Below are 22,947 nucleotides of genomic sequence, written 5' to 3' on the forward strand. Positions count from 1 at the left end.
CTGTGAAAGCCGGTAAGGCCGACATTTCCTACGAAGTACCGTGGACATTGGACACCGCTTATTGCCATGATGGAATTCCGCTCTCGAACGGCGTGTTGGGGGCGCTGGTCTGGTTTCAAGACCAGACGTTGATGCTGACGGTGAACCGTGCCGATTACTGGGATCATCGCGGAGGCACCGTATGGCGTGATGATTGCACGTACGATCATTTAAAAGCACTGCTCACGAGCGGTGACTTTGAAAGCGCGCGCGGACTTTTTCCGACCGCAAAAGTGAATGGCAAGGAGAAACGGCCGACGCGGCTTGCGATGGGGCGCTTCGAAGTGAAGCTGCAGCCGGGAGCCCGCATTCAATCCGCCTCTCTGCTGTTAACTGAAGGGGAAGCTCGGTTGGTCTGTCATGTCAGAGGAGAGGAACATCTGATACGCCTAACCGTCGCGATCGACCAGCCTGTCCTGCTGCTCTCGGACCCGGACAGCCTCGTGACGGCAGTAAAGCCCGTACCATCCTACTCGTTTGCCCGGACGAAAGCCTACTTCGATGATTTCGGCATTGCTGCGCCAACTTCCTTGAAGGACGGATGGGTGCAGGAACTGCCGGAGGATCCGTCGTGCGCGGTGCTGCTGCACCGGCAGGAAGGAATGTTTGCCATCGCCGCGGAATACGGGGCCGATCCGGAAGACGCGGTGGGCAGGACGCGTGCGATTCTGGATGCCTATTCTCGGGCTGCTGCGGGTTACGATGGCATAGCGGCAGGGACACGGGAGCATTGGCGGTCATTATGGAGAGAAGCGGCGGATATCCACCTGCCCGACGACGAAATAGAGCGGATGTATTATTTGGGCATCTACCGGATGCTGGGGAGCTCCATGCCCGGCCGGATCGCGCCGACGCTGCAAGGCCCGTGGGTGGAAGAATTCCGGAATCCGCCGTGGAGCTGCGATTATCATTTTAATATTAACGTCCAGCAGTGCTTGTGGCCCGCTTACGGTGCAAATTTGCTGGACTGCCTCATGCCGCTGTTCAAGATGATCGACGGCTGGAAGCCGATATTGGCCCGGAACGCCAAGCGGTTCGTGGGCATAGAAGACGGGTACATGCTGGGCCATTCGGTAGACGACCGGGGCCATCCCGTCGGCGGGATGTGGACGGGTACGATCGATCAAGCGAATACCTCGTGGATCGCCCAAATGATGTGGCAGTATGCCCGGTATGCCGGTGATGAAGCGTTCATGCTGGATGAAGTACATCCCTTCATGGTGAAGACGCTTCGCGTGTTTCACCAGATGATGGAGCGGGACGGCGATCTATATTCGCTACCGGTGAGCGTTTCGCCTGAATTCGGCGGTTCGTCGCCGAGAGGGCTCGCCCGGAACTCGACTTTTTTCCTCGTCAATGTACGATTTTTGTGCGAGAAGCTGCTCGAACTTGAGGAGAAGTACGCCGTCGATCCGGAAGCTGCGGCCATGGCTGCGGATATCTATGCGAAGCTTCCGCCTTACACGGCGGGCCCAAGGCAATTCCAGGAGTTCAGCACCAAGCCTGGGCTTGAGCTGTACCTGTGGGAGGATCAGCCGCTGTCCGAATCGCACAGGCACCACTCCCATTTAGCCGGCATCTTCCCTTTTGACACGATGGATATGGACGATCCCGCCCAGAAAGAGGCGGCAATGAATGCTTACAGGTCATGGGTCGATAAAGGGATGGGGCGCTGGTCGGGCTGGTCGATGCCTTGGGCGTCGATCCTGCACAACCGGCTGGGCTCCCCCGATATGGCTCTTTTGTCACTTCGGCTTTTGAAGGATGTTTACATGATGCCTAGTTATGCGACCAGACATAATGCCAACTACAGAGGCTTCAGCGAATTTACGGGCGGAGACGTCATGCAGGTCGAGGCTTCGATCGCTACAGCCGCAGCGATCCTGGAAATGTATGTGAGCTGCGTCAGGGGTACCGTCCACGTGTTCAGCGGCTTGCCGGGGCGGTTCAAGGATGCATCTTTCTCAGGGATCCGGACGGAAGGTGCCTTCCTGCTCTCGGGCGTAAAGTCTTCCGGAAAGGTACGGACGGTTACGGTATTCAGTGAGCGGGACGACACGCTTCGGCTCGCTAATCCTTTCGGCGGGAGGGCAGCGATACGCAAGGACGGCTCGCTGACTTGGACGGAGGAGGACGTTATTGTCCTGGAGCTTCGGCGCGGGGAATGCCTTGTCTTAGAAAACGCTGAGAATGGGGGAACAGCAGCAAATGGGTAATCGATCTTCAGCCAGCAGTACCAGATTCGGCATTCAGGGACCTGTGGTGGCGTGGCAGGATCCTTGGGCGGGAGACGCGTCCGACCGCGTGATGCGGACGGGGACGGGCGCGGTGTACCCCTCGCAGGACGATGCGCCTTCCGGGGAGTCGTTTGTCTCCGCGCTGCAAAGCCTGGGTGCAGATTTTTACGTCCATCATGTGCTGCCGGGCATGGAAGGCTTCAAAGACATGGTGGAGGAAATGAAACGGTCCGGCATGGACGTCTGCCTAGGGAACGAGTACGGCAATATTAACGGCCCTTGGGCGGATGGAACGAACCGGTGGGATGTGCCGGATGAGGCTGTTACGGAGGCGGCAGGGAGCGGAAGGCTGATCGGACTGCTGTACGATGAACCGGAGCATTTGCAAATCAATGCGGCACAGTACCGGAAAGACGGTTGGCATCCGCACTGGGGAGCAGCTGACGGGCTTGAGCTGAAGGAAGCGGCCGCCGCGGTTGCGAATACCGTTCAAGAACGGGTTACCCGCGTCACGGAGCTGGCAAAAAGCAGCGGATGCGCCCAAGCGGATATTCCCCTTATTGCAGAGCATGTGTTTCCGGTAATGTTCCATGTGCACGCAAGCGGCGGCATGGCGGTGTGCCCCAAGATTATGAAGGAATCGTTTCAGGCGCTGCAGCTGGGCACGGCGCTTGGGGCCGCCAAGCAGTACAAGCGGCCGATGTGGATATGCGCAGATCTATGGGGACCGGACATCGGCCATTGGTTTACCCGACTCTCGGGGTTCCCCGGGCACTCGCCCGAGGAATTCGCATCGGCGCTGCGGATGGGCTATTTGATGGCCCCTACGCATTTATTTGCGGAGAACGTGGATGCACTGCTTCACCACCGGGATCACCGATTCGTGCGGACGGAATTCGGAGAGGTATGGGAGCAGTTTATCCGCGAATATGTGCCAACCCATCCGCTGGATTGGTCTCACGCCGATATCACTCCCGACACGGTCCTGATTCATGCGGATGACAGCAATTACGGCCAGAACGCAAGACTGTTCGGCAGCCGGACTGGTGAAGCTGAAGAATCGACGAAGAGCGTATTCGCCGCATGGCATCTGCTGAGTCACGGAACCATTCCGGCGCACGGCAGCTGCATGCATATTCCGGGGTATGACTTCCCGAGGCATCAACTCAAGCGGCACGCTGCCGCAGGCAGCTTCCCTTTGCCTTCGGGTTATCCGGACCTGCCGCAGACGTCGATGCATACGCTGTTCCACCCTGTTAATAACGTAATCGTTTTCGATGAAACGGTGCGGTACGAGCAGCTTGGGCAGCCTAAGCTGATTCTCGTAGCGGGCTCGCGACTTTCCAAAGCGACGGCTGCGGCGATTAGACGCCTGGCAGAGGAAGGCTCCGTCGTCGTCATTATGTCATGGCTTGCGCCGCAGGCCTGGCGAGACAGCAAGGTCTACCCGGGCGGAGGAGCTTGGGTTGTGACGGACGACTTCCTGAGCGGAGAGGCATGCGAAGCGGCCGCTCCGCACTTGGGATCTGATGACTGCTGGAGACTCTGCTTTGGCGAACATGAAGTTCGTTTCTATAAGGGGGATCCTTCCGGCAGGACGCTGGATATCGAGGTGCTTCACCGTTGATGATTTGCTGAATGCTGTTTTTCCCCCTATAAAAACAGCGGGTTTAACCTATAAACGAAACGGCGGGAACGTGTAAAGTTATTGTCAGGCGTACGACAAAGGAGAGCAGGCATGGAGCAGTTGGAAAATCATATTCGATATGTTGGCGGCGTGACCGCCAACACGGATTATCATCACGGACAGCTGCGACCGGTGATCGGTGTCCGCAGCAGGCAGGTCGTCAGGGCCAATCGGACGCGGCCCGAGCTTTCAGACGGAACGGGGTGGACGTATAATCATGCCCCGATGCTGGCTTATTGGAAGGGACAATTTTATCTCGAATATTTAAGCTGCCCTGTACATGAGCATGTGCCGCCGGGGCAAACGCTATTGACGGCTTCGAGGGACGGCTGGCTTTGGTCGGCTCCCGTCATCCTGTTTCCGCCTTACCGGCTGAACGAGGAGTTTGTTTATCCTGACGGAGAACGGATTCCGGAAGGAACGTACTGTGTCATGCATCAAAGAATGGGTTTCTATGCTTCATCCAATGGGCGCTTGCTGGCATTGGCCTTCTATGGGTTTTGCCCGCAGCCGAGCATCAGCCCGAACAACGGCAGGGGGATTGGCCGTGTGGTAAGAGAGATCATGGAGGACGGCAGCTTTGGGCCGATATATTTTATCCGTTTGAACCGGCATGCCGGGTGGACGGAGCCAAAGGTTCAGTATCCCTTGTTCACCGCTTCCGGCGATCAAGGTTTTATTGAGGCCTGCGAAGAGCTGCTCGCAGACCGCATAGCAACGCTGCAATGGTGGGAGGAAGACCGCAGTCCCGATGATTTCTACGCCGTGAAAGGCGGAACCGCCTTTAATTCATACAGGCTGCCTGATGGAAGAATCATGGGATTGTGGAAGCATTCGGTCCATGCGATATCGGAGGACGAAGGGCGCTCATGGACGCCGCAGAGCCGCGCGAAATCCCTGATCATGGCCGGCGGCAAAGTATGGGGCGAACGCACCTCGGACGCCAAATACGCGCTTCTGTACAACCCTTCGCCGGTTGGAAATCATCGCTGGCCGCTTGCGGCGGTAACGAGCAATGACGGCCTGAAATTCGAAGACATGCTTGTCGTCAACGGGGAGGTCCCCCCGCGGCGATTTTTCGGTAACCACAAAAATTATGGCATGAGTTACACCCGCGGCGTTGAGGCGGGGGATGCGCCTCCAGGTGGCAGCATGTGGGTAACCTACAGCTCAAACAAAGAGGACATATGGGTGAGTGAAATTCCTGTTCCGATGCGTTCTGCGGTTAGTGAGCCCGTCCACGATACGTTTAACGGCCTGAAGGAAGAGGACAGAGTGCCCGATTGGAATATTTACAGCCCGCTGTGGGCCAGCGTTTCCGTCTCCCCCGTTCCGTCCGAAAGCGACCGAAGCCTGGAGCTGTGCGATGCGGATCCTTACGATTATGCGAAGGCGGAGCGCGTATTTCCTGAATGCGCTGCAGGCGAGATGAGGTTGCGGCTGATGGCAAAGCAGTCGGATCGAGGACAGTTATACATCGAACTGTGCGATGCCAAAAGCTCGGCAGCAATACGGTTGCGGTTAGAATCAGGCGGTATGCTGCAGGTGCTTCAAGCGGGTACATGGATGACGCTGCAGTCGTATGAGTCCGGCATCTGGTACGACATAGCCATTTGTTTTGATACGGGGGGCCAGCGCTTCACTGTGAAACTGAACGATCGTGACGCTGCGAAAGCGTATTCGTTTTCCATGCCGGCTTACACGCTTGAAAGGCTTACGCTCAGAACCGGTCCGGCCCGGCGGGAACCGAATATTGAGACGCCGCTGGTTACTGGGGATGTGGAGCATCCGGACGAACCGGTTCCTGCCGTTCATTATTATATTAACGAAATGCATATCAACCCGTTGAAAGGAGAGGCCGATCCATGGCAGCGACAAAACTGACGGAAGAAAAAGACTTGCCGTTCGATATGCCTGCAGTGGAATTGCCCGTCATTCCGGACGAGGAGTTCAATATTGTAGATTTCGGCGCGAGGGGCGACGGGCGGCATGATAATACGTCATCCATCCAAGCAGCGATTGAGGCCTGTTCAATGCAAGGGGGCGGAACGGTCCGCATTCCGGCGGGAATTTGGCGGACCGGGCCCATTCGGCTCCAGAGCCATATGCGGCTGCATGCCGAATCCGGAGCGCTCATTATTTTCAACAGCAACCGCGATGATTACCCGTTGATTTTTACAAGTTATGAAGGACTCCGAACCGTTCGCTGCATCCCGGCGATTTACGGTGCCGATCTGGAACATGTCGCGATAACGGGACAAGGCGTTTTTGACGGATCAGGGGAAGCCTGGCGGCCGGTCAAACGGATGAAATTGACGGATGGCCAGTGGCAGAAACTAACCAACTCCGGCGGATATGTCGAAGGGGGCACCTGGTGGCCGACGGAGATGTCTTTAAAGGGCGCAAGCCTCGTCAAGAGCTTGATTGCGAAGAACATTCAGGATCCGGCGGCTTTCCGGCCCGCCCGCGATCATTTGCGCCCGACGCTCGTGCAGCTGGACCGCTGCCGGTATGTATTGTTCGACGGTCCCACCTTCCGGAATTCGGCAGCATGGAACGTTCATCCATGGTTATGCGAACACGTAACGATTCGGAATGTCTCGATCCGCAATCCGTGGAACTCACAGAATGGCGACGGACTTGATCTCGACTCTTGCCGTTATGCAAACATCTGCGATTCGGTCTTCGACGTAGGGGATGACGCGATCTGCATCAAATCAGGCAAGGATGCCGACGGCCGGGATCTTGGAGCGCCGACGGAGTACGTGACGATCCGGAACTGCCAGGTGTTTCACGGGCATGGCGGCTTTGTGATTGGCAGCGAAATGTCGGGCGGCGTCCGCCATGTTTACCTGACAGACTGCGTATTCATCGGTACGGACGCCGGACTCCGCTTCAAAAGCACCAGGGGCCGCGGGGGGACAGTGGAGAAAATTTATATCCGCAACGTCAGGATGAAGGATATCGGCAAGGAAGCGATTATTTTCAGTTCGTATTATTCAGGAAAGAACAACACGGAAGAGGCGGTCCCCGTAACGGAAGAGACGCCCGTGTTCCGCGATTTTACGATCCGCGACACAACCTGCGTCGGTGCCGGCAGAGCTGTTCTCATCAAAGGACTGCCTGAAATGCCGGTTCAGAATGTCCTCTTCGACAATGTGCTGCTGGCAGCCCGGACGGGGGCAGCCTGCGCAAATGCCGAACATATTGTGTTCCGAAACACGACCGTCATACCAGAGCAAGGAGAAGCTTTTACAGTGGATGATGCGGAGAAGGTCATCATACCTGAATAACAGTGACGCTACATGGACTGGGAGGAAGACGCATGCTGGAAATGATCACGATAGGCTACGATATGGATTCATCGCCTCGTATAAAGCACGGTGTGGGAATGCTGAAGTCAGCGCTTGAGGCATGCGGGTACAGTGTAGTAGAACGTCCGGGTGGCTGGACGTGGGACCGTTACAGGGAAACGGAAGGCAGCAGAATCTATGTCGGGAGCCGCACCCGCTCCGAGCTGCTTGCGGGACTTGAGGAGCAGGAGGTTTTGCTGTACCACAAAGAAGATCCTGCCTTGGAAGGGTTCTATCTGTTCTCCTGTCCGGGACAGCTTACGGTTGTGTCCGGAGGGGACGACAGCGGCGCATTATACGGATGCCAGGAATTGTCGAGGATCGTCAGGGAACAGGGCTTGCTTCCGCGCGAGTTGGCATACGGAGACGCACCCCGTTTGGTTTGGCGCGGGCCTGCGGTCGGCATTCAAAAGCAGGAGGTCGAGCCTGGGCGCGAGCCGTTTGAATATCCGTGGACGCCGGATCGCTTTCCTTGGCTGTACGATAAAGCGATGTGGCTGGACTACTTAGACATGCTGCTTGAACACCGGGGTAATGTGCTCTTTTTGTGGAACGCCAATCCGTTCTCCTCGTTAATCGATCTGCCGGAAGAACCTGAAGCGCTGGAAGTGACCAGATTGCAGCTGGAGCGGAATGCCGGCATGCTGAGTTGGTTGGCTGACGAGGCCGATAAGCGCGGCATTCGGGTCTTCTTGTCTTTCTACAGTATACATATTCCCCATAAGTTTGCTGACAAGCATGGGCTAGCCTACAAGCAGATTCAGCCGACCTCAGTGACGAGCCAATATTATCGGCGGCTGCTGTCCGAATTTGTGCTTGCCTTTCCGGCCATAGGGCTGATGGTGTGCCTCGGTGAACAACTGAAAGGGGAAATGTACGGGGCGGAGTGGCTGTGCGAGACGATTCTACCTGGAATTATGGACGGTGTGCGGCAGTCTTCCGCCGCGGAGCCGCCGCCGGTCATTGTCCGCTCACACGGCATTGAGATCGAGAAGGTAATGGAGGCCGCCGCACCTCTGTATCCGAATTTGCATTCCGAAATGAAGTATAACGGAGAATCGCTTACGACGTGGACGCCGCGAGGCGCCGCACAGAAGGTCCACCAGCGGCTTGGATCGCGGGCTAACGAGCATGTCGCGACGATTCATTCGGTAACCAACCTGGAACCTTTCCGGTGGGGGGCGCCCTCCTTTATTCAGCGGTGCGTCCAAGCCGTCCATTACCGGCTGAAAGCCTCATCCCTCCAATTTTACCCGTTGTCCTATTGGGGCTGGCCGTATTCGCCAGACCGGACGGATATCCGTTTGAAGCAGATGGAGCGGGACTGGATCTGGTTTGAAGCATGGCTTAGATATGCCTGGAACCCGGACAGGGATGCAAGAGCCGAGAGGCAGCATTGGATTGCCCGCCTGGAGCACAAGTACGGCAGCAAGGAGGCCGGCGAACGAATCCTTGATGCGTACGAAGCCTCCGGCAAGTGCGCACCGATGCTGCTTCGACGTTTCGGGATCACGCAGGGCAACCGCCAAACGATGAGTCTTGGAATGACGATGAGCCAGCTGACGAATCCGGACCGGTACGTGCCTTGGTCTGAACTGTGGAAGTCGCATGCTCCTCCCGGGGAACGTTTGGAAGAGTACGTTCTGAAGGATTTGGCCGGTCTTCCGCATGTCGGGGAGACTCCGCTCGATATCGTCAAGGAGGTGGAACGGTCTTCCGACGAGGCGTATAACGCCGTGAATCTGGCCAGAAATTCCGTGATGAAGGGTAAATCTGAGTTCGAACGATTTGCCAGTGATGTCGAAGCGATACGAGCCATGACGGGCGTGTATACGTGTAAGGTAAGAGCCGCCATGCTCGTCTTGATGTATAAGCATATGGTTGGAGGGAGGTATACACAGAAGGTTGAGCTGCTGGAAGAAGCAGCCGATTGGGTAGAGCGGAGTGTGGCGGAGTACCGCAGGCTGACTGAAATCACCGAAAGCCAATATTGGTACGCCGGCGGCATGCAGACGAGACTGCGTAAAGTGCCCTTCCGCGATGGCAAAGCCTTTAACCATTGGAAGGATTGCTTGCCGATGTATGAACGCGAGCTGGACGTTTTCCGCCGGAGAATCAGCGAACTGCGCGCGGGTCAACTGCCCTCCGAATTGCTCAGTCCGTCACCTCCATATGAGCGTTATCGTCAATCCCAATTTACTTTGCACAGTGAGCATGCCGAACTGTTCCGGATTGAGAAGGGCGCCCGCGTGTTCAAGGATGGAAATATTCCGATTATTTACTGTGCGGAAGAATTGTCCGGTTTGACGGGAATCCGATTCAGCCAGATGCAGGCCGCGCACGAAGAGATGAGTTTGGACATCGAGCTGCAGAGCCCCGCGCTAGTCCTGCTTGGATATTTTCGTTCCCAGGACGATCCGTGGCTGAAACCAACCGAGCGGGAAATCGAAGAAATCCAGCGGACGGAACTGGGTCCCGTACTGCATAAGGGCTTACGTTTGTTCGCTTACCCCTCCGTAAATATTCATGCATTGCCATATCCGGCAGGGAAGCATACCCTCCGTTTTGGGAGAGGGGCCTTCCTCATCGCTGGTATTATCGAAACCGATCAAAAGCTGTCGGACCGGGAGTTCAATCCGCGGAATAATGACAGAGTCCTGCTCGATTGGCTGTATGAAGCAGCCGAGGAGCGCATCACGCCATAGCGATTTGAAGTTTGTTGCATCCCCCTATAGGTAAGGTTGCTTCGCCCTACGAATCTTCCCGCATTCCTAACTATAATTAGCAACAGCCAAAGATAATTCAAGCCATACGCAGAAAGGGGGACGAAGCTGTATTTTCCAGCAGAATAGATAGCGCTTACAAGAAAGGGAATTCAGGGTCCATTCAAAGGGAGGAAATAATTCTGATGGTACGTAAGATGATGACGACGGTGCTATCCGCCGTGATGCTGTTATCCGTTCTGGCAGCATGCACGGGCAAGGGTGCTGAACCCAATGCCGAAGAGTCGCAAACCACCAAGCCGGCGGACGCGAAAACCGAAGAAACCGCCAGCACAAATAACCCGGATGAGATCACAGCCGACCTGACCTGGTTTGGTCTTGCCTCACCCAAGGATTTTGAGGACCGGTACGGACAGTATATAAAGAAAAAATTCCCTAATATCAAAATCACCTACATTAATCAAACGGATGATCGCAAATTGGAGCAAGTCATCGCATCAGGCACGCAAATTGATATGTATCTGTCCTCTGCCGGCGAATTGCGCGAGGATTACATTCCGGCCAATATGGCGCTTGATCTCGGTCCTTTGATTAAGTCGCACAATATTCCCGTAGATACGATCGAACCTGCTTATTTGGGACCGGTGACGATTGATCAAAAAACCTATTTACTGCCTGTCAGCGACAATAAATTCGTGATGTACTACAACAAAAGCATCTTTGATAAATTCGGTGTTCCATATCCGAAGGACGGCATGACTTGGGACGAAGCGATTGACCTTTCCAAGAAAATAACCCGGAATGAAGATGGCAAGCAGTATATGGGATTATGGTTATCTCCAAAGCATTATTTACGCGTTGCTCAAAACTCTGCCGGGTTTGTTGATCCCGAGACGAATAAGGCAACGGTCGATAACGACCAGTGGAAATTCATTTTCGATAACATCTTCTATAAGCTTTCAAGGGACCCGGGAGTACAGCAGCGTGCGCTTGAGAAATTTTATTCCCATGAGGACTTTATGAAGGATTCGGTCATCGCCATGTATGTGTACACATCCGGCTGGATGAATTCTGATGATTCGCTTCCACCGGATTGGGATATCGCATCCGTTCCGGAGTTCAAGGAATACCCGGGATTAAATACGCAGACATATGCAACTTACATCGGCATTTCGGCCACATCCAAACAGCAGGACGCTGCCGCGGAAATTTTGAAATATTTAACCTCCGAAGAACATCAGACCACCATGTCCAAACGGGGATTCATTACCCCGCTTCTTACACAATCGGTACGTGATGCTGCCTTTACCGATTACCCGTTCGCCAAAACGAAAAATATTCAAGCCCTGTATCATGGCAAACCGGCTCCTTCAAGAACTATGACGCAATATGATGAACTTGTTATAGAGGATGCCTTTCAAACGGATGCCATTCCCAAAATCGTAAGAAATCAACTCGATGTCAACACCGCATTAAGGCAAGCCCAAGAGAATTCGGATAAATTAATTCAAGAACAAATTGCAAAGCAATAATTAAGCTAAAGTCCTCCCCCTGCCTCGTGACGGGGGACGGACTTTCTACTGAATGAATTGAAAGTAGGGGATTCCGGTAAAACCATCACAGACTCGGGTCGAAATATGATTCGATTGCCCTATAAATCCTCCAGCGAAACCCAATGAACAATCTTTACTACAGCACTATGCTAATACCATGGGGCGTAGGCACATGACAGGAGGTGCGTTACGTATGATCGACAATAAGCTTAGGGCGGGGATGAAGACGCTGCGTACGGTTCCCGGAGGCTTGTTGCTGGGTTCCACGGGCGCGCGTCTCTGGGCGGATTATGTGAAGCCTGCTCCAGGCTTCGCCGGCCGGTTCGACTTTATTCACAAAGTTAACATCCCGCTGTTGTTCCAGATTTCAATTAACGGGCGATCCTGCAATATGGACACGGCAATCTCCGATTGGTATCCCAGCCAGCTTCGGATGACGTACACCGACGATTGGCTCCGCTTCGAGGAAACGAAATTCATAACGTGGGACGACTGCGCCGTCTCCTGCCAATCGTGGACAAACCGGTCCGATCAAGAAATACGGCTGAAACTGGAGGCGCCTTCCGGGTTTGCTGCAGCCTATGAGGAATACCTGCAGGGCGGGTTTGATATTCCGTTCTACTCCTTCGATATCGATGCGTGCATCGCAGCGAGCGATTCACTGTTATTAAACGAAGGAATTAAGGTAGCTCCCGGAGAAGTGAAGACATTTATTGTTGTCCTTAGTGCGGGGATCCGCTCGCAGGATCCGATGGACACCCTGAAGGATCGAGCGGTTCAGGCGGTCGGGAAGTATACGGCTGACCTAGCTAAGGCCTCGTCCGAGCAGGAAAAAGCATTTGAGAAATGGTTCGACGGCACCCCGCGATTTAAATGCAATGACCCACTGTTGAACAAAACCTGGGCGTATCGCTGGTTTCTGCTTCGCCATAATTTGGCGGATCCCCGTTATGGATTGCTTCAGCATCCGCTGTTTTACGAAGGGCGGTCGCACAAGAAGAGCAAACGCCCGTTTTCAAAAGGAGGATGGGAGTTCAGCAAGCTGATCAATCTGTCCGTCCCGCTTCACATGACCGACGCCAAATGGCATCACGATTCGGCCGCGAGCATGGGGGCGCTGCGCAATATGCAGGATACGCCGGCGGAAAACGGCATGTACTGCTGTTTAACGGTGGATGAACGCATGCATTCTTTTGCCAATTATATCGGATGGGCGGCCTACCAATTATTCCTCGTGCACCGGGACGAAGCTGCGGTTTTGGAGGCGCTTCCAGGACTCAAAGCACAGGTAGCGAGCTGGCAGGAAGTTTACGGCAATGAGACCGACGGCTTAATGACGGAATACCGCCACACCCGGACGGGCAAGGAATACCAGCCGAGCTATTGGTATTTTCATAACTATCCACAGAACCCGAAAGATCCGGAGACATACACCCATGTAAAGCGCGTGGACCGAACCGTCTATCATTATATGAATATTATCGGCGTCGCCCGGCTGTGTGAAATGGTTGGCGATCCGGAGGCTGCCATTTACCTGCAGCTGGCCGAGAGGGTCAAGAACGATGTACTGGTGAAAATGTGGGACGAAGCTACGGCCTTTTTCTACGATCTGCATTATCAGACGGACGAGAAGGCCTTCGTTAAAAATATCGTCGGTTTTTACCCGGCATGGGCGGGGTTGCTGGACAGCAGACATGATCAGCTTGTCAAGCATTTGCTGAACCCGGGTGAATTCGCTACAACCTGCCGCTATCCGAGCGTGTCGGCCGACAGCACGGCTTATGCCAAAGAAGGCGGCTGGTTTGGCCTTTTCGTCAAAGGACGCAACGGGTGCATGTGGAACGGGCCCACCTGGCCCTATACCAACGCCATTACCCTGGATGCGTTGGCCCGCGAGAGCAAGCGGAGCGATCATGCGTACGACGGCGAATTCGCGAAGGGGCTCAGGGAATATTCCTTCCTGCATTTCCAGAACCGTGATTTGTCGCGGCCATGCCTTGTTGAGCATTATAACAGCCAGACGGGCGAACCGCTTAGCGATGAGCAGGAATACAATCATTCTTATTATATTGACCTCATCATCAGCCATGTTGCGGGGCTATCCCTTTCGGCTGACAGCCTGAGCCTTGAGCCGCTCGATATCGGGTTGGATTATTTCGAGCTGGACCGGGTGAAGGCAGCAGGCCAAGACATCCGGATTACATATGGTAAGCCGGGACTCGGCAGGTACCCTGACGGCATCGAAGAGGGCTACAGATTGTATGTGAATGGCAGATTGGTCTGTAAGCAGGACCGATTAGCAAGTGTCCAAAGTATTTCTATTACTTAAGAGGTCTTTTGAACTCGCATGATAAGAAAAGGGGAGAGGTCTAATGAATGCAACTGAAAGATTTAACGGCATGTTGACACCGTCTGCGCAGGATCCGCAGATCACGGAAGCGTATCTGCCGATTCGGTATGAGCCGGATAGTCATTCGGCCAATTTGCTCGAGCTGGACAATGGCGATTTGCTGTGCGTCTGGTTCTCGGGGAGCGGCGAGGGCAATCCGGATACGAACGTGCTGCTGGCGAGGCTTCCCGCCGGTGGGAACCGTTGGGAGGAACCGATTGAAGTCGCTTCAGATCCGGATCGTTCCGAGCAGAATCCGCTAGTATTCCAGGCACCCGATGGGAGAATCTGGCTCATGCATACGTCGACAGAGCCGCATAATCAGCGCACCTCGCGAGTCGTCGTCCGGATTTCGGATGATCGGGGCGATACCTGGGGCAAGCCATATATCCTGCATGAAGGCCCCGGCCTGTTCCTTCGCCATCCGATCCTGGCCATGAGCAACGGGGAATGGCTGCTGCCGTGCTATTACTGCAAAGCAGGGGGGCATTACAGCGTCGTTCTGATCTCCAGCGATCAGGGAGCGACTTGGCAGGAATTCGAAATAGACGGCAGCCTGCACCGCGTTCAGATGAGCGTCGTTGAACGTCAAGACGGAACGTTGTTCGCCGTCTACCGCAGCCGCGAGGCCGACCGGATCTACAGCACGGTTTCGTCCGATTTCGGCAGAACCTGGAGCCCGGCCGCCCGAACGACGCTGCCCAACAATAATTCGTCCGTGCAGATGACGAAGCTGTCAAACGGGCATTTTGCGCTCATATTCAACGATTCTACCATGGAGAGAGACCAATGCCGCTTTGTACAAAGCAAGGGCGAATGGCGGAAAAAGCCGCTGCGGACGCCGCTGACCGTCGCGGTTTCGGAAGACGGCGGAGCCACTTGGCCTTATGTGAAAAATATTCAGGTTTCCGATCTCGAGTATCGGGAATCGCAAATGGGTTACTCGTACCCCAGCATCATACAAACCAAGGATGGCTCAATCCATGCGGCCTATTCCTACCTGCGGAAGGCCATCAAGTACGTTCGATTCACAGAAGAGTGGGTGAAGGAGAACGGCAGGACACTCTTAGACTATTCCATCATGGATGATTAGTCGGTGTTCCTCATTCCAAAGGAATTGTAAACGCTTTATCCCCACGTTGCGGCGTGACACGGGAAATTTCTCAAATCCATTTACACACACTTAACCGGGGTGATGATATGGACTGGCGCGTAACCGAACTGAGCGGTAACAAATTTTTTCAACCTGAATTCGATATTTTTATCAACCGTGAAATTGAATCATTCTCTCTCTCACAGCATACCCACGATTTCATCGAAATTAGTTTCGTCGAAGAAGGAAGCGGTTTTCATTATATCGAGGATCAGATGATTCCGATTAAACGCGGGGATCTGTTCGTGATTCCAATTGGAACGTCACATGTGTTTCGGCCTTCTTCCCGGGATAAGCAGCTTGTCATTTACAACTGCATCTTTAAGGTCGAATTATTGGAGCAGCTGCGGTCCGTGATTAGCGAGGCTTCGATGCTGTACAGATTTTTATATGAAGCGCCGCCCGCTTCCGTCAAGTGGCTGCATTACCAAGACAAGTTTGACAAGTTTCTCAACATCGTCCTTAACATGTACAGGGAGTTTATTAACAAGAGTCCCTGTTACGAATACCTCATGATGGGGCAGCTTATTCAGGTACTTGCGATGCTGCAGCGCTATGAGTGCGACGGCAGCCTTGTTTCGACACCGTCCAATAACATGGATGATGCCATTCTGTATATTCATGATCACTTTGCGATGAACATCACGGTCCAGCAAGTAGCAGAGCGATCGTTCATGAGCCCGAGTCATTTTCAACGGTTGTTCAAAAAAACGTCAGGTGTAACATTCATGCAGTATCTGCAAAATATCCGGATACAGCGCTGCTGCGAGCTGCTCAAATCGACCGAGCTGTCCATTCAGGAGGCCGCCAATCAAGTGGGTTACCAGGATATGAAATTTTTCCATGCACTGTTTCGCAGGAAAACCGGCGTGACACCGAGACAGTACCGAAAAAGCTCACAAGATAACGAAGAGCATTCATTCGGAGCTTCGGAACAAAAAGTCATATGATGAGGATCGTAAAAAAGATCGTCCGCCCTGATGTTTAACGGGGTGACGATCTTTTTTGTTTTACGGTGTTTTGCGGTTTAGGGGACCTGAAAGGGGGCATCCCTATGTGAGCGCTTGCATCCCCCTATAGAATCGACTTTAATCCCCTATAAACCTGTGAAATTCGCATTGTATAATGAGGAAAATTTACTTCCGGCGGTTCTCTTGACGTGGTCGGCCGGTCATCTGGGAGGAGAGAAGCATGACAACAGACCATGCGGTGGAACGCTGGGCTGTATATGAAACCTCGATTCACTCCAGCGAAGCAATCGGGAATCCGTATCGCGACGTCTGGCTGCTGGCCGTATTCCGGAACGGCGACCGGGTCGTCAAGGCAGACGGTTTCTATGACGGGGACGGCGCATACAAAATCAGATTTATGCCGGATTCCGTCGGCAGATGGGTATTCTCGACAAAAAGCAACATACCGTCAATGGACGGAATAGCCGGCGAATTCGAGTGCATGGATCCCGGCAGCGGCAACCACGGGATGGTTCGGACCGTGTCCCCGGACCATTTCGAGTATGAAGACGGCACGCTTTATATGCCCTTCGGCACGACTTGTTACGCTTGGATTCACCAGAGCGAAGCACTACAGGATGAGACGCTCGCCGTGCTCAAAGCGTCACCTTTCAATAAAATTCGCATGTGCGTATTTCCAAAGAGGTATACGTATAATACCGCCGAGCCGGAGCTGTTTCCGTTCCAGGGCTCGAAAGAGCTAGGCTTTGATCTTGAGCGCTTTGAGCCGCGCTTCTTCCGGAAGCTTGAGCGCAGAATCAAGCAGCTGGGGGATATGGGAATAGAGGCGGATATCATCCTGTTTCACCCGTATGACAAGGGGCATTGGGGATTCGACCGTATGAGCGCTGAAGATGACGACGCTTATCTCCGGTACGTCATCGCCCGGCTGTCGGCCTACCGCAACGTATGGTGGTCCCTCGCGAACGAATATGACTTCATGCGGGAGAAGCGGACGGAGGACTGGGACAGGTTCTTTCAAATCGTTCAACAGCATGATCCCTATCAGCATCTTCGCTCGATTCATAACGGAACCAAAATGTACGATCCGTCCTCGCTTCATCTGTACGATCACGCGAAGCCATGGGTCGATCACGTGAGTCTGCAGCATTGGGACCTGACCGTCACGGATGCGATCCGGCGCCAATACAACAAGCCGGTCGTGATTGACGAATGCTGTTATGAAGGGGACATCCCCCGCCGATGGGGCAACATTACCGGTGAAGAAATGACGCACCGCTTCTGGGAGGGCATGGCCCGCGGCGGCTATGTCGGACACGGCGAAACCTATTTGCATCAAGACAATATCATCTGGTGGTCGCATGGCGGGCAGCTGCACGGGACGAGTCCGGAGCGCATCCGGTTTCTGCGTCAGATCCTTGAAGACGCGCCAGGGAAGCCGGTTGTCCTGGACACGGTGAAAGACGTGCCGGCAATAGGCATGGAGGGCGGCTATTACTTACTATACTTTGGTGTTCACCGTCCTGCTGTTTTTCCTATGGAACTGCCGGAAGGGAAAGAGTTTACGGCAGAAGTCATCGATACGCAGAGCATGACGATCGAGCGGCTGAAAGGAACTTTTTCCGGAGCTTGCAGCATTCCGCTTCCTGGGAGGCCGTATTTGGCGTTACGGGTACGCTCGCTGGATTCTTCGGCAATGAATAGGCAATAGAGCGGAATCCTTACATTATGGTTCGGAGGTGCCGTCATGGGGCGCATTGTACTCAAAAATGTGGATAAACGGTTTGGCAAAGAAAAACAGTACGCCGTGAAGGATTTTAACCTGGAGATCGAGGACGGCGAATTTCTGGTGATGGTCGGCCAGTCCGGCTGCGGTAAATCAACGACGCTGCGCATGATCGCCGGGCTCGAGGACATTACTTCAGGAGAGCTGTATATCGGGGATAAGCTCGTGAATCACCTGCCGCCGAAGGACCGGGATATCGCCATGGTATTCCAGAACTACGCGCTGTACCCGAACATGAACGTGTATGAAAATATTGCGTTCGGCCTGCGTCTGCGCAAGGAGCCGAAGCATGAGATCGACCAATCCGTAAAGTCGGCCTCCCGCACGCTGGAGATTGAGCAGTATCTGGAACGAAAGCCGAAGGCGTTATCGGGCGGCCAGCGCCAGCGGGTGGCGCTGGGCAGGGCAATCGTGAGGAAACCGAGCGTTTTCCTGATGGATGAACCGTTATCCAACCTGGATGCCAAGCTTAGAGTGCAGATGCGCACGGAAATTATCCGGCTGCATAAACAGCTCGGGGTTACTACGGTATATGTGACGCACGATCAGGTGGAAGCGATGACGATGGGAAACCGGATTGTCGTGATGAAGGATGGCGTCATTCAGCAGGTTGATAGCCCGCGCGTGATTTACAGCAATCCGAAAAATATGTTTGTAGCGGGTTTTATCGGGACGCCGCCGATCAACTTTATCGAAGGAACCGTTGAGGAACAGGGCGAGAAGCTCCAGCTGAAGACGAAACGGACCTATTTAACCATTGCGGACCATCACGCGGAAATGCTGCGGAAGCACGGCAAGGTGAACCGCAAGGTCGTTCTTGGAATCCGTTGTGAGAACACGTACGCGGATCCGGAGATGATCGGCCGTCATCCGCAATCCCAAATCCCGGGTACCGTGAAACTTTCGGAGCTCATGGGCGCTGATACATATCTATACCTTGATATCGGCAGCGATTCTTCCTTCATCGTTCGAACGCTGACCGGATCGGACTATAAAGACGATGAGCCCGTTACCATCTCGCTGGATATGTCGAAAGCGCTTTACTTCGATAAGGATACGACGGAAAACCTGATGTACGTATGATATTGGCGAAAGGGAGAGACGGTTCATGTTAAGGGCATTTAAGAAACGGTTTTCAGTGATTGGTCTGGCCTTGATTCTCGCCTTGATGCCGGCCTCGGCGGGGCTTGCGGAGAATGGCGGCGGGGGGCAGCCCTCCGACCAGAAGCAGAGTTCATACGCAGCGGGTAATCAGGAACCGGTTTCTGTAAACGCTGACCATACCGATGAACCCTATTTTCATGAAAAGCTTGCGGAATGGAAGCAGTCCGGCGCGTCCACCGATCATAACGGCAGCATCGTTGTGCCGGTTGCCGATTATGCGCGCACTTCGGAACAAGCCCATGTTCAGATCGCCACTGTAGACGGCAAAGCGGGCGTTCTGGATTGGCGCGTCCAAAGCAGCGAATGGATCGAATACGAGCTGAACGTGACGCAAGCCGGGTTGTACCAAATTCATATGACTTACCGCCCCGTCACAGATGAAAACCGGAAAAGGCCGATTCTGCTGAATGTCACCTTGGACGGCAAGAACGATTTCATTGAATCCAAATCCATCTCGCTGGACCGGAGATGGAAAGATCCCGACAAGCTGTCCCTGGATGCGCATGGCGACCAGATTCGGCCAGTAGCCGAGGATATCAGCGGCTGGATGACGACAGCGCTCCGTGATGCAGGCGGCGCCTACGTCGAACCGCTGGAATGGTTCCTGCAGCCCGGCAAGCATACGCTTCGCTTGACAAGCAATGAGCCGTTGTCCATTTCGGGGATTGAACTGGGTGCACCCGACCAAATCCAAGATTATGCAGCTGTAAGCAAGTCCTATGCGGAAACGAACGTTGGCAGCGCAGAGGCTAAGCCGATTGTGATCGAAGCGGAGAAGGCCGACTGGAAAAGCAATTCCTCGATTTCTTTTAAATACGACAGCGAGATCGAGAGTACGCCCTATAAACGAGGCAAGATCCGTTATAACACCATCGACGGCGCCCGCTGGTCCTCCGGTAACGGTGAACTCAGCTGGACATTCGAGGTTCCTGAAAGCGGATACTATAAACTCGGCCTTCGCGCCAAGCAAAATTTCTCGTCCAACCGTTCCTCCTTCCGAACGATCCGTATCAACGGCCAAATACCGTTCGCCGAAATGGAGACGTACCGGTTTCCGTATGCGTCCGGTTGGCAGGGGATCAAACTGGCGGATGATAATGAGCAGCCGTATTTATTTTATTTGAATAAAGGGACCAACACGATTTCCATGCAGGTGACCCAGGCACCCGTCAAGCCGATGATCGATGAGCTGGAGAGCATCGTAAGCAAGCTGATGGCTCTTGGCGAGGATCTCAAGGCGCTGACCGGGGGCTCGGATGATGAGAACCGGACCTGGAAAATGGATCAGGACTTGCCCGGTTTCACGGCGGACGTGGATCAAACCGCAGATACGTTGGAACGCGTCCAGCAGAGCCTGGTTGAAGTGAATGGCAGGAAGAGCGATGTCACGCAAGGACTGCTCACTTCACTGAAGGATATCCGGTCTATGCTGTCCGACCCGAACCAAATCCCCTATCAAATCGACAATTTCATTACGATCCAGGGAAAGGTAGCCGACCTGCTGCAGCAGTTAAAAAGTCAGCCACTAGGACTGGACCGCCTGTATATCGTACCGTCGAACCAGCCGTACCCGCGGATGGAATCGACGTTCTTCGAAAAGGTGGAGGGCTCGTTCGTCAATTTCTTTTACTCCTTCCAATCCAAGGATAAGCTTGGCGATATGGATGAAGATGTGCTGAACGTGTGGGTGCTGCGCGGGCGCGATTACATCAACGCATTGCAGGAGCTTGCGGATGCGGAATTCACGCCGAAGACGGGAATCAAGGTAAAAATCAACTTGCTGCCGGATACTAACCTGCTGGTTCTGATGAACGCGGCGGATATTTCCCCAGATATCGCACTCGGATTGCCGCAGACGCTTCCCTACGATTACGCCATTCGCAACGGATTGTACGATCTCTCGAAGTTCCCTGATTTCAATTCGATGTATCAGCGCTTTGCGCCGGGGACGTGGCTGCCTTTTTATTACGACAATGGGTATTACGGGGTGCCCGAGACCCAAAGCTTCTCCATGCTGTATTACCGCAAGGACATCCTCGACAAGCTGGGGCTCAACGTTCCAAACACGTGGGAGGATGTCTATGACATGCTGCCGATTTTGCAGCAGAACAATTTGAATATGATGACGGTCCCGCATACGCCGTTCTTTTACCAGAACGGAGCGGAATATTTCACGAAGGACGGCATGCATACGGGCATAGGCACGGAAGCCGGCTACAAGGCATTTAAAGAGTGGACCGATTTGTACAACGTGTACGCCGTTCCGCAGCAGGTCGCCAGCTTCTACCAGTCGTTCCGCAGCGGCACCGTGCCGATCGGGATCGCCGATTTCAGCATGTACATTCAATTAATGGTGGCTGCGCCCGAGTTGAACGGATATTGGGGAATTGCCCCGGTTCCGGGCGTTCCGCAGCAGGATGGAGAAGTCGCCAGATGGATGGGAGGAACGGAACAGGCAGCCGTCATTTTCAAACGTACGAAAAAGGCAAGCGAAAGCTGGGAGTTTCTCAAGTGGTGGACGTCGGCCGATACGCAGGAATCGTACGGTTCCGATCTGGAAACGCTGAACGGCCTGACTTTCCGTTGGAACACCTCCAATATCGAAGCTTTTGTCCATCTTCCTTGGAGGCAGGACGACTTGAACGCGATTCTTGAGCAGTGGCGCTGGTATAAGGAAATTCCAAACGTACCGGGCAGTTACTTCCTGGAGCGGGAACTGCAGAATGCCTGGAACCGTACCGTTGTCGACGGAATGAATTACCGGAGCTCGCTCGAAACGGCTATCGGAGAAATCGAGAGGGAAATGCAGAGGAAGATGCAGGAATTCGGGATTACGGACAGCCAAGGGAAAGTTCTCCGCAAGCAGGAGCTGCCTGAAGTGAACAAACCGTGGGAAGGGGTGGATCCATATGTCCAGAAGTGATACTCAGGTGATGAACCGCGGTTACGCCCCCGGTACCACCGTTCGCACGAAGGGGAAGCTGTCTCTCCTGATGAAAGAGATTTGGCGCTATCGGCTGTCATACCTATTCATCGCGCCGTTTATGATCTGCTTTACGTTTTTTATCCTAGTCCCGGTCGTGTGCGCGCTGCTGCTCAGCTTTACGTCCTATAACTCGCTCGAACCGCCGCGTTTCATCGGTTGGGCGAATTTTCGATACATGATTTCAGGCGATTTGCTGTTCCTGCAGTACGCATTGCCGAATACGTTTAAATTCGCTGTTATTGCCGGGCCGCTCGGTTACATTGCTTCTTTCCTGCTGGCATGGCTCATTTCCATCCTTCCCGGCGTCTGGCGCAAATGGTTCGCACTCGCGATGTATTCGCCCTCACTCATGGGCGGGATCGCGATGACAATTGTTTGGCTGCCTCTATTAAGCGGGGACCGCATCGGTTATTTAAACAGTTTCCTGCTGGAATGGGGATTCATTAAAGAGCCGGTCCTGTGGGTCACGAGCAAGGACCATCTCATGACATCAATGATTGTGGTCACTTTGTGGTCCAGTATGGGAATCGGCTTTCTAGCGATGCTGGCAGGGATATTAAACGTGAATCCGGAGCTGTATGAAGCCGGAAAGCTGGACGGCATTAAATCCAGACTGGAAGAAATCTGGTACATTACGATTCCGTCGATGAAGCCGCAGATGCTGTTCGGCGCCGTGATGGCGATTGTCGGCACGTTCAAGGCCGGCGGCATCGGGACGCAGCTGTCCGGCATGAATCCGACACCGCAGTATTCGGGTCACCTCATCATGAACCAGATTGACGATTACGGCTTTATCCGCTTCGAGCTTGGCTATGCAAGCGCATTGTCCGTATTCCTGCTGCTGCTGATGTATTTATCCAATAAGTTCTGCTGGCGGCTGTTCGGATCAAAGGGGGATGAATAACT

The 22,947-nt window shown here is 53.9% G+C and carries 13 protein-coding genes; all 13 read left to right on the plus strand.

The window, feature by feature from the left end; genetic code table 11:
- Positions 1-2 precede the first annotated feature (2 nt).
- The 13 genes from FHS19_RS03890 (at position 3) to FHS19_RS03950 (ending at position 22,945) form a co-directional block, all read left to right on the plus strand.
- A complete protein-coding gene (locus tag FHS19_RS03890; protein WP_183578842.1) occupies positions 3-2,255 on the plus strand; it encodes a glycosyl hydrolase family 95 catalytic domain-containing protein in 2,253 nt (750 codons plus the stop codon).
- Complete coding sequence (locus FHS19_RS03895; protein ID WP_183578846.1) at positions 2,248-3,903, plus strand: hypothetical protein; 1,656 nt, start codon at positions 2,248-2,250, stop codon at positions 3,901-3,903. Before FHS19_RS03890 ends, FHS19_RS03895 begins: the two co-directional genes overlap by 8 nt.
- Before the next feature lie 111 nt (positions 3,904-4,014).
- Positions 4,015-5,847, plus strand: coding sequence for a sialidase family protein (locus tag FHS19_RS03900; RefSeq protein ID WP_183578850.1), 1,833 nt, complete (start codon positions 4,015-4,017; stop codon positions 5,845-5,847).
- Positions 5,829-7,256, plus strand: coding sequence for a glycoside hydrolase family 28 protein (locus FHS19_RS03905; protein ID WP_183578853.1), 1,428 nt, complete (start codon positions 5,829-5,831; stop codon positions 7,254-7,256). The genes FHS19_RS03900 and FHS19_RS03905 overlap by 19 nt, the downstream gene beginning before the upstream one ends.
- A 32-nt stretch (positions 7,257-7,288) precedes the next feature.
- A complete protein-coding gene (locus tag FHS19_RS03910) occupies positions 7,289-10,021 on the plus strand; it encodes a hypothetical protein (protein WP_183578856.1) in 2,733 nt (910 codons plus the stop codon).
- A 203-nt stretch (positions 10,022-10,224) separates the two neighbouring features.
- Positions 10,225-11,571 carry an extracellular solute-binding protein gene (locus tag FHS19_RS03915; RefSeq protein WP_183578859.1) on the plus strand — a complete coding sequence of 449 codons (1,347 nt, stop codon included), beginning with the start codon at positions 10,225-10,227 and terminating at the stop codon, positions 11,569-11,571.
- Positions 11,572-11,785: 214 nt separating this feature from the next.
- The gene (locus tag FHS19_RS03920; RefSeq protein ID WP_183578862.1) at positions 11,786-13,921 is read left to right on the plus strand and encodes an MGH1-like glycoside hydrolase domain-containing protein; all 2,136 of its coding nucleotides are present in this window, start codon (positions 11,786-11,788) and stop codon (positions 13,919-13,921) included.
- Positions 13,922-13,964: 43 nt separating this feature from the next.
- On the plus strand, positions 13,965-15,074 hold the full coding sequence (locus tag FHS19_RS03925; RefSeq protein WP_183578865.1) for a sialidase family protein: 1,110 nt from the start codon (positions 13,965-13,967) through the stop codon (positions 15,072-15,074).
- 107 nt (positions 15,075-15,181) lie between these two features.
- Positions 15,182-16,084 (plus strand): AraC family transcriptional regulator, encoded by a 903-nt coding sequence (locus tag FHS19_RS03930; RefSeq protein ID WP_183578868.1) that lies wholly within the window; start codon positions 15,182-15,184, stop codon positions 16,082-16,084.
- Between the two features lie 241 nt (positions 16,085-16,325).
- Entirely contained in the window at positions 16,326-17,816 is a 1,491-nt protein-coding gene (locus FHS19_RS03935; protein ID WP_183578871.1) for a DUF5605 domain-containing protein, read from the plus strand.
- A gap of 36 nt (positions 17,817-17,852) precedes the next feature.
- Complete coding sequence (locus FHS19_RS03940) at positions 17,853-18,974, plus strand: ABC transporter ATP-binding protein (protein ID WP_183578874.1); 1,122 nt, start codon at positions 17,853-17,855, stop codon at positions 18,972-18,974.
- 25 nt (positions 18,975-18,999) lie between these two features.
- Positions 19,000-21,978, plus strand: coding sequence for an extracellular solute-binding protein (locus FHS19_RS03945; RefSeq protein WP_183578877.1), 2,979 nt, complete (start codon positions 19,000-19,002; stop codon positions 21,976-21,978).
- Positions 21,965-22,945: a carbohydrate ABC transporter permease gene (locus FHS19_RS03950; protein WP_183578880.1), complete on the plus strand. Its 981-nt coding sequence runs from the start codon at positions 21,965-21,967 to the stop codon at positions 22,943-22,945. The genes FHS19_RS03945 and FHS19_RS03950 overlap by 14 nt, the downstream gene beginning before the upstream one ends.
- Positions 22,946-22,947: the final 2 nt, after the last annotated feature.

Source organism: Paenibacillus rhizosphaerae, from assembly GCF_014192015.1.
GTDB classification, from domain to species: Bacteria; Bacillota; Bacilli; order Paenibacillales; family Paenibacillaceae; genus Paenibacillus_AQ; species Paenibacillus_AQ rhizosphaerae.

What these genes read in the sequence shown, in the direction of transcription:
- FHS19_RS03895 (WP_183578846.1), top strand. Translation starts at nt 2,248, where the DNA reads ATGGGTAATCGATCTTCAGCCAGCAGTACCAGATTCGGCATTCAGGGA.
- FHS19_RS03900 (WP_183578850.1), top strand. Translation starts at nt 4,015, where the DNA reads ATGGAGCAGTTGGAAAATCATATTCGATATGTTGGCGGCGTGACCGCC.
- FHS19_RS03905 (WP_183578853.1), top strand. Translation starts at nt 5,829, where the DNA reads ATGGCAGCGACAAAACTGACGGAAGAAAAAGACTTGCCGTTCGATATG.
- FHS19_RS03910 (WP_183578856.1), top strand. Translation starts at nt 7,289, where the DNA reads ATGCTGGAAATGATCACGATAGGCTACGATATGGATTCATCGCCTCGT.
- FHS19_RS03915 (WP_183578859.1), top strand. Translation starts at nt 10,225, where the DNA reads ATGGTACGTAAGATGATGACGACGGTGCTATCCGCCGTGATGCTGTTA.
- FHS19_RS03920 (WP_183578862.1), top strand. Translation starts at nt 11,786, where the DNA reads ATGATCGACAATAAGCTTAGGGCGGGGATGAAGACGCTGCGTACGGTT.
- FHS19_RS03925 (WP_183578865.1), top strand. Translation starts at nt 13,965, where the DNA reads ATGAATGCAACTGAAAGATTTAACGGCATGTTGACACCGTCTGCGCAG.
- FHS19_RS03930 (WP_183578868.1), top strand. Translation starts at nt 15,182, where the DNA reads ATGGACTGGCGCGTAACCGAACTGAGCGGTAACAAATTTTTTCAACCT.
- FHS19_RS03935 (WP_183578871.1), top strand. Translation starts at nt 16,326, where the DNA reads ATGACAACAGACCATGCGGTGGAACGCTGGGCTGTATATGAAACCTCG.
- FHS19_RS03940 (WP_183578874.1), top strand. Translation starts at nt 17,853, where the DNA reads ATGGGGCGCATTGTACTCAAAAATGTGGATAAACGGTTTGGCAAAGAA.
- FHS19_RS03945 (WP_183578877.1), top strand. Translation starts at nt 19,000, where the DNA reads ATGTTAAGGGCATTTAAGAAACGGTTTTCAGTGATTGGTCTGGCCTTG.
- FHS19_RS03950 (WP_183578880.1), top strand. Translation starts at nt 21,965, where the DNA reads ATGTCCAGAAGTGATACTCAGGTGATGAACCGCGGTTACGCCCCCGGT.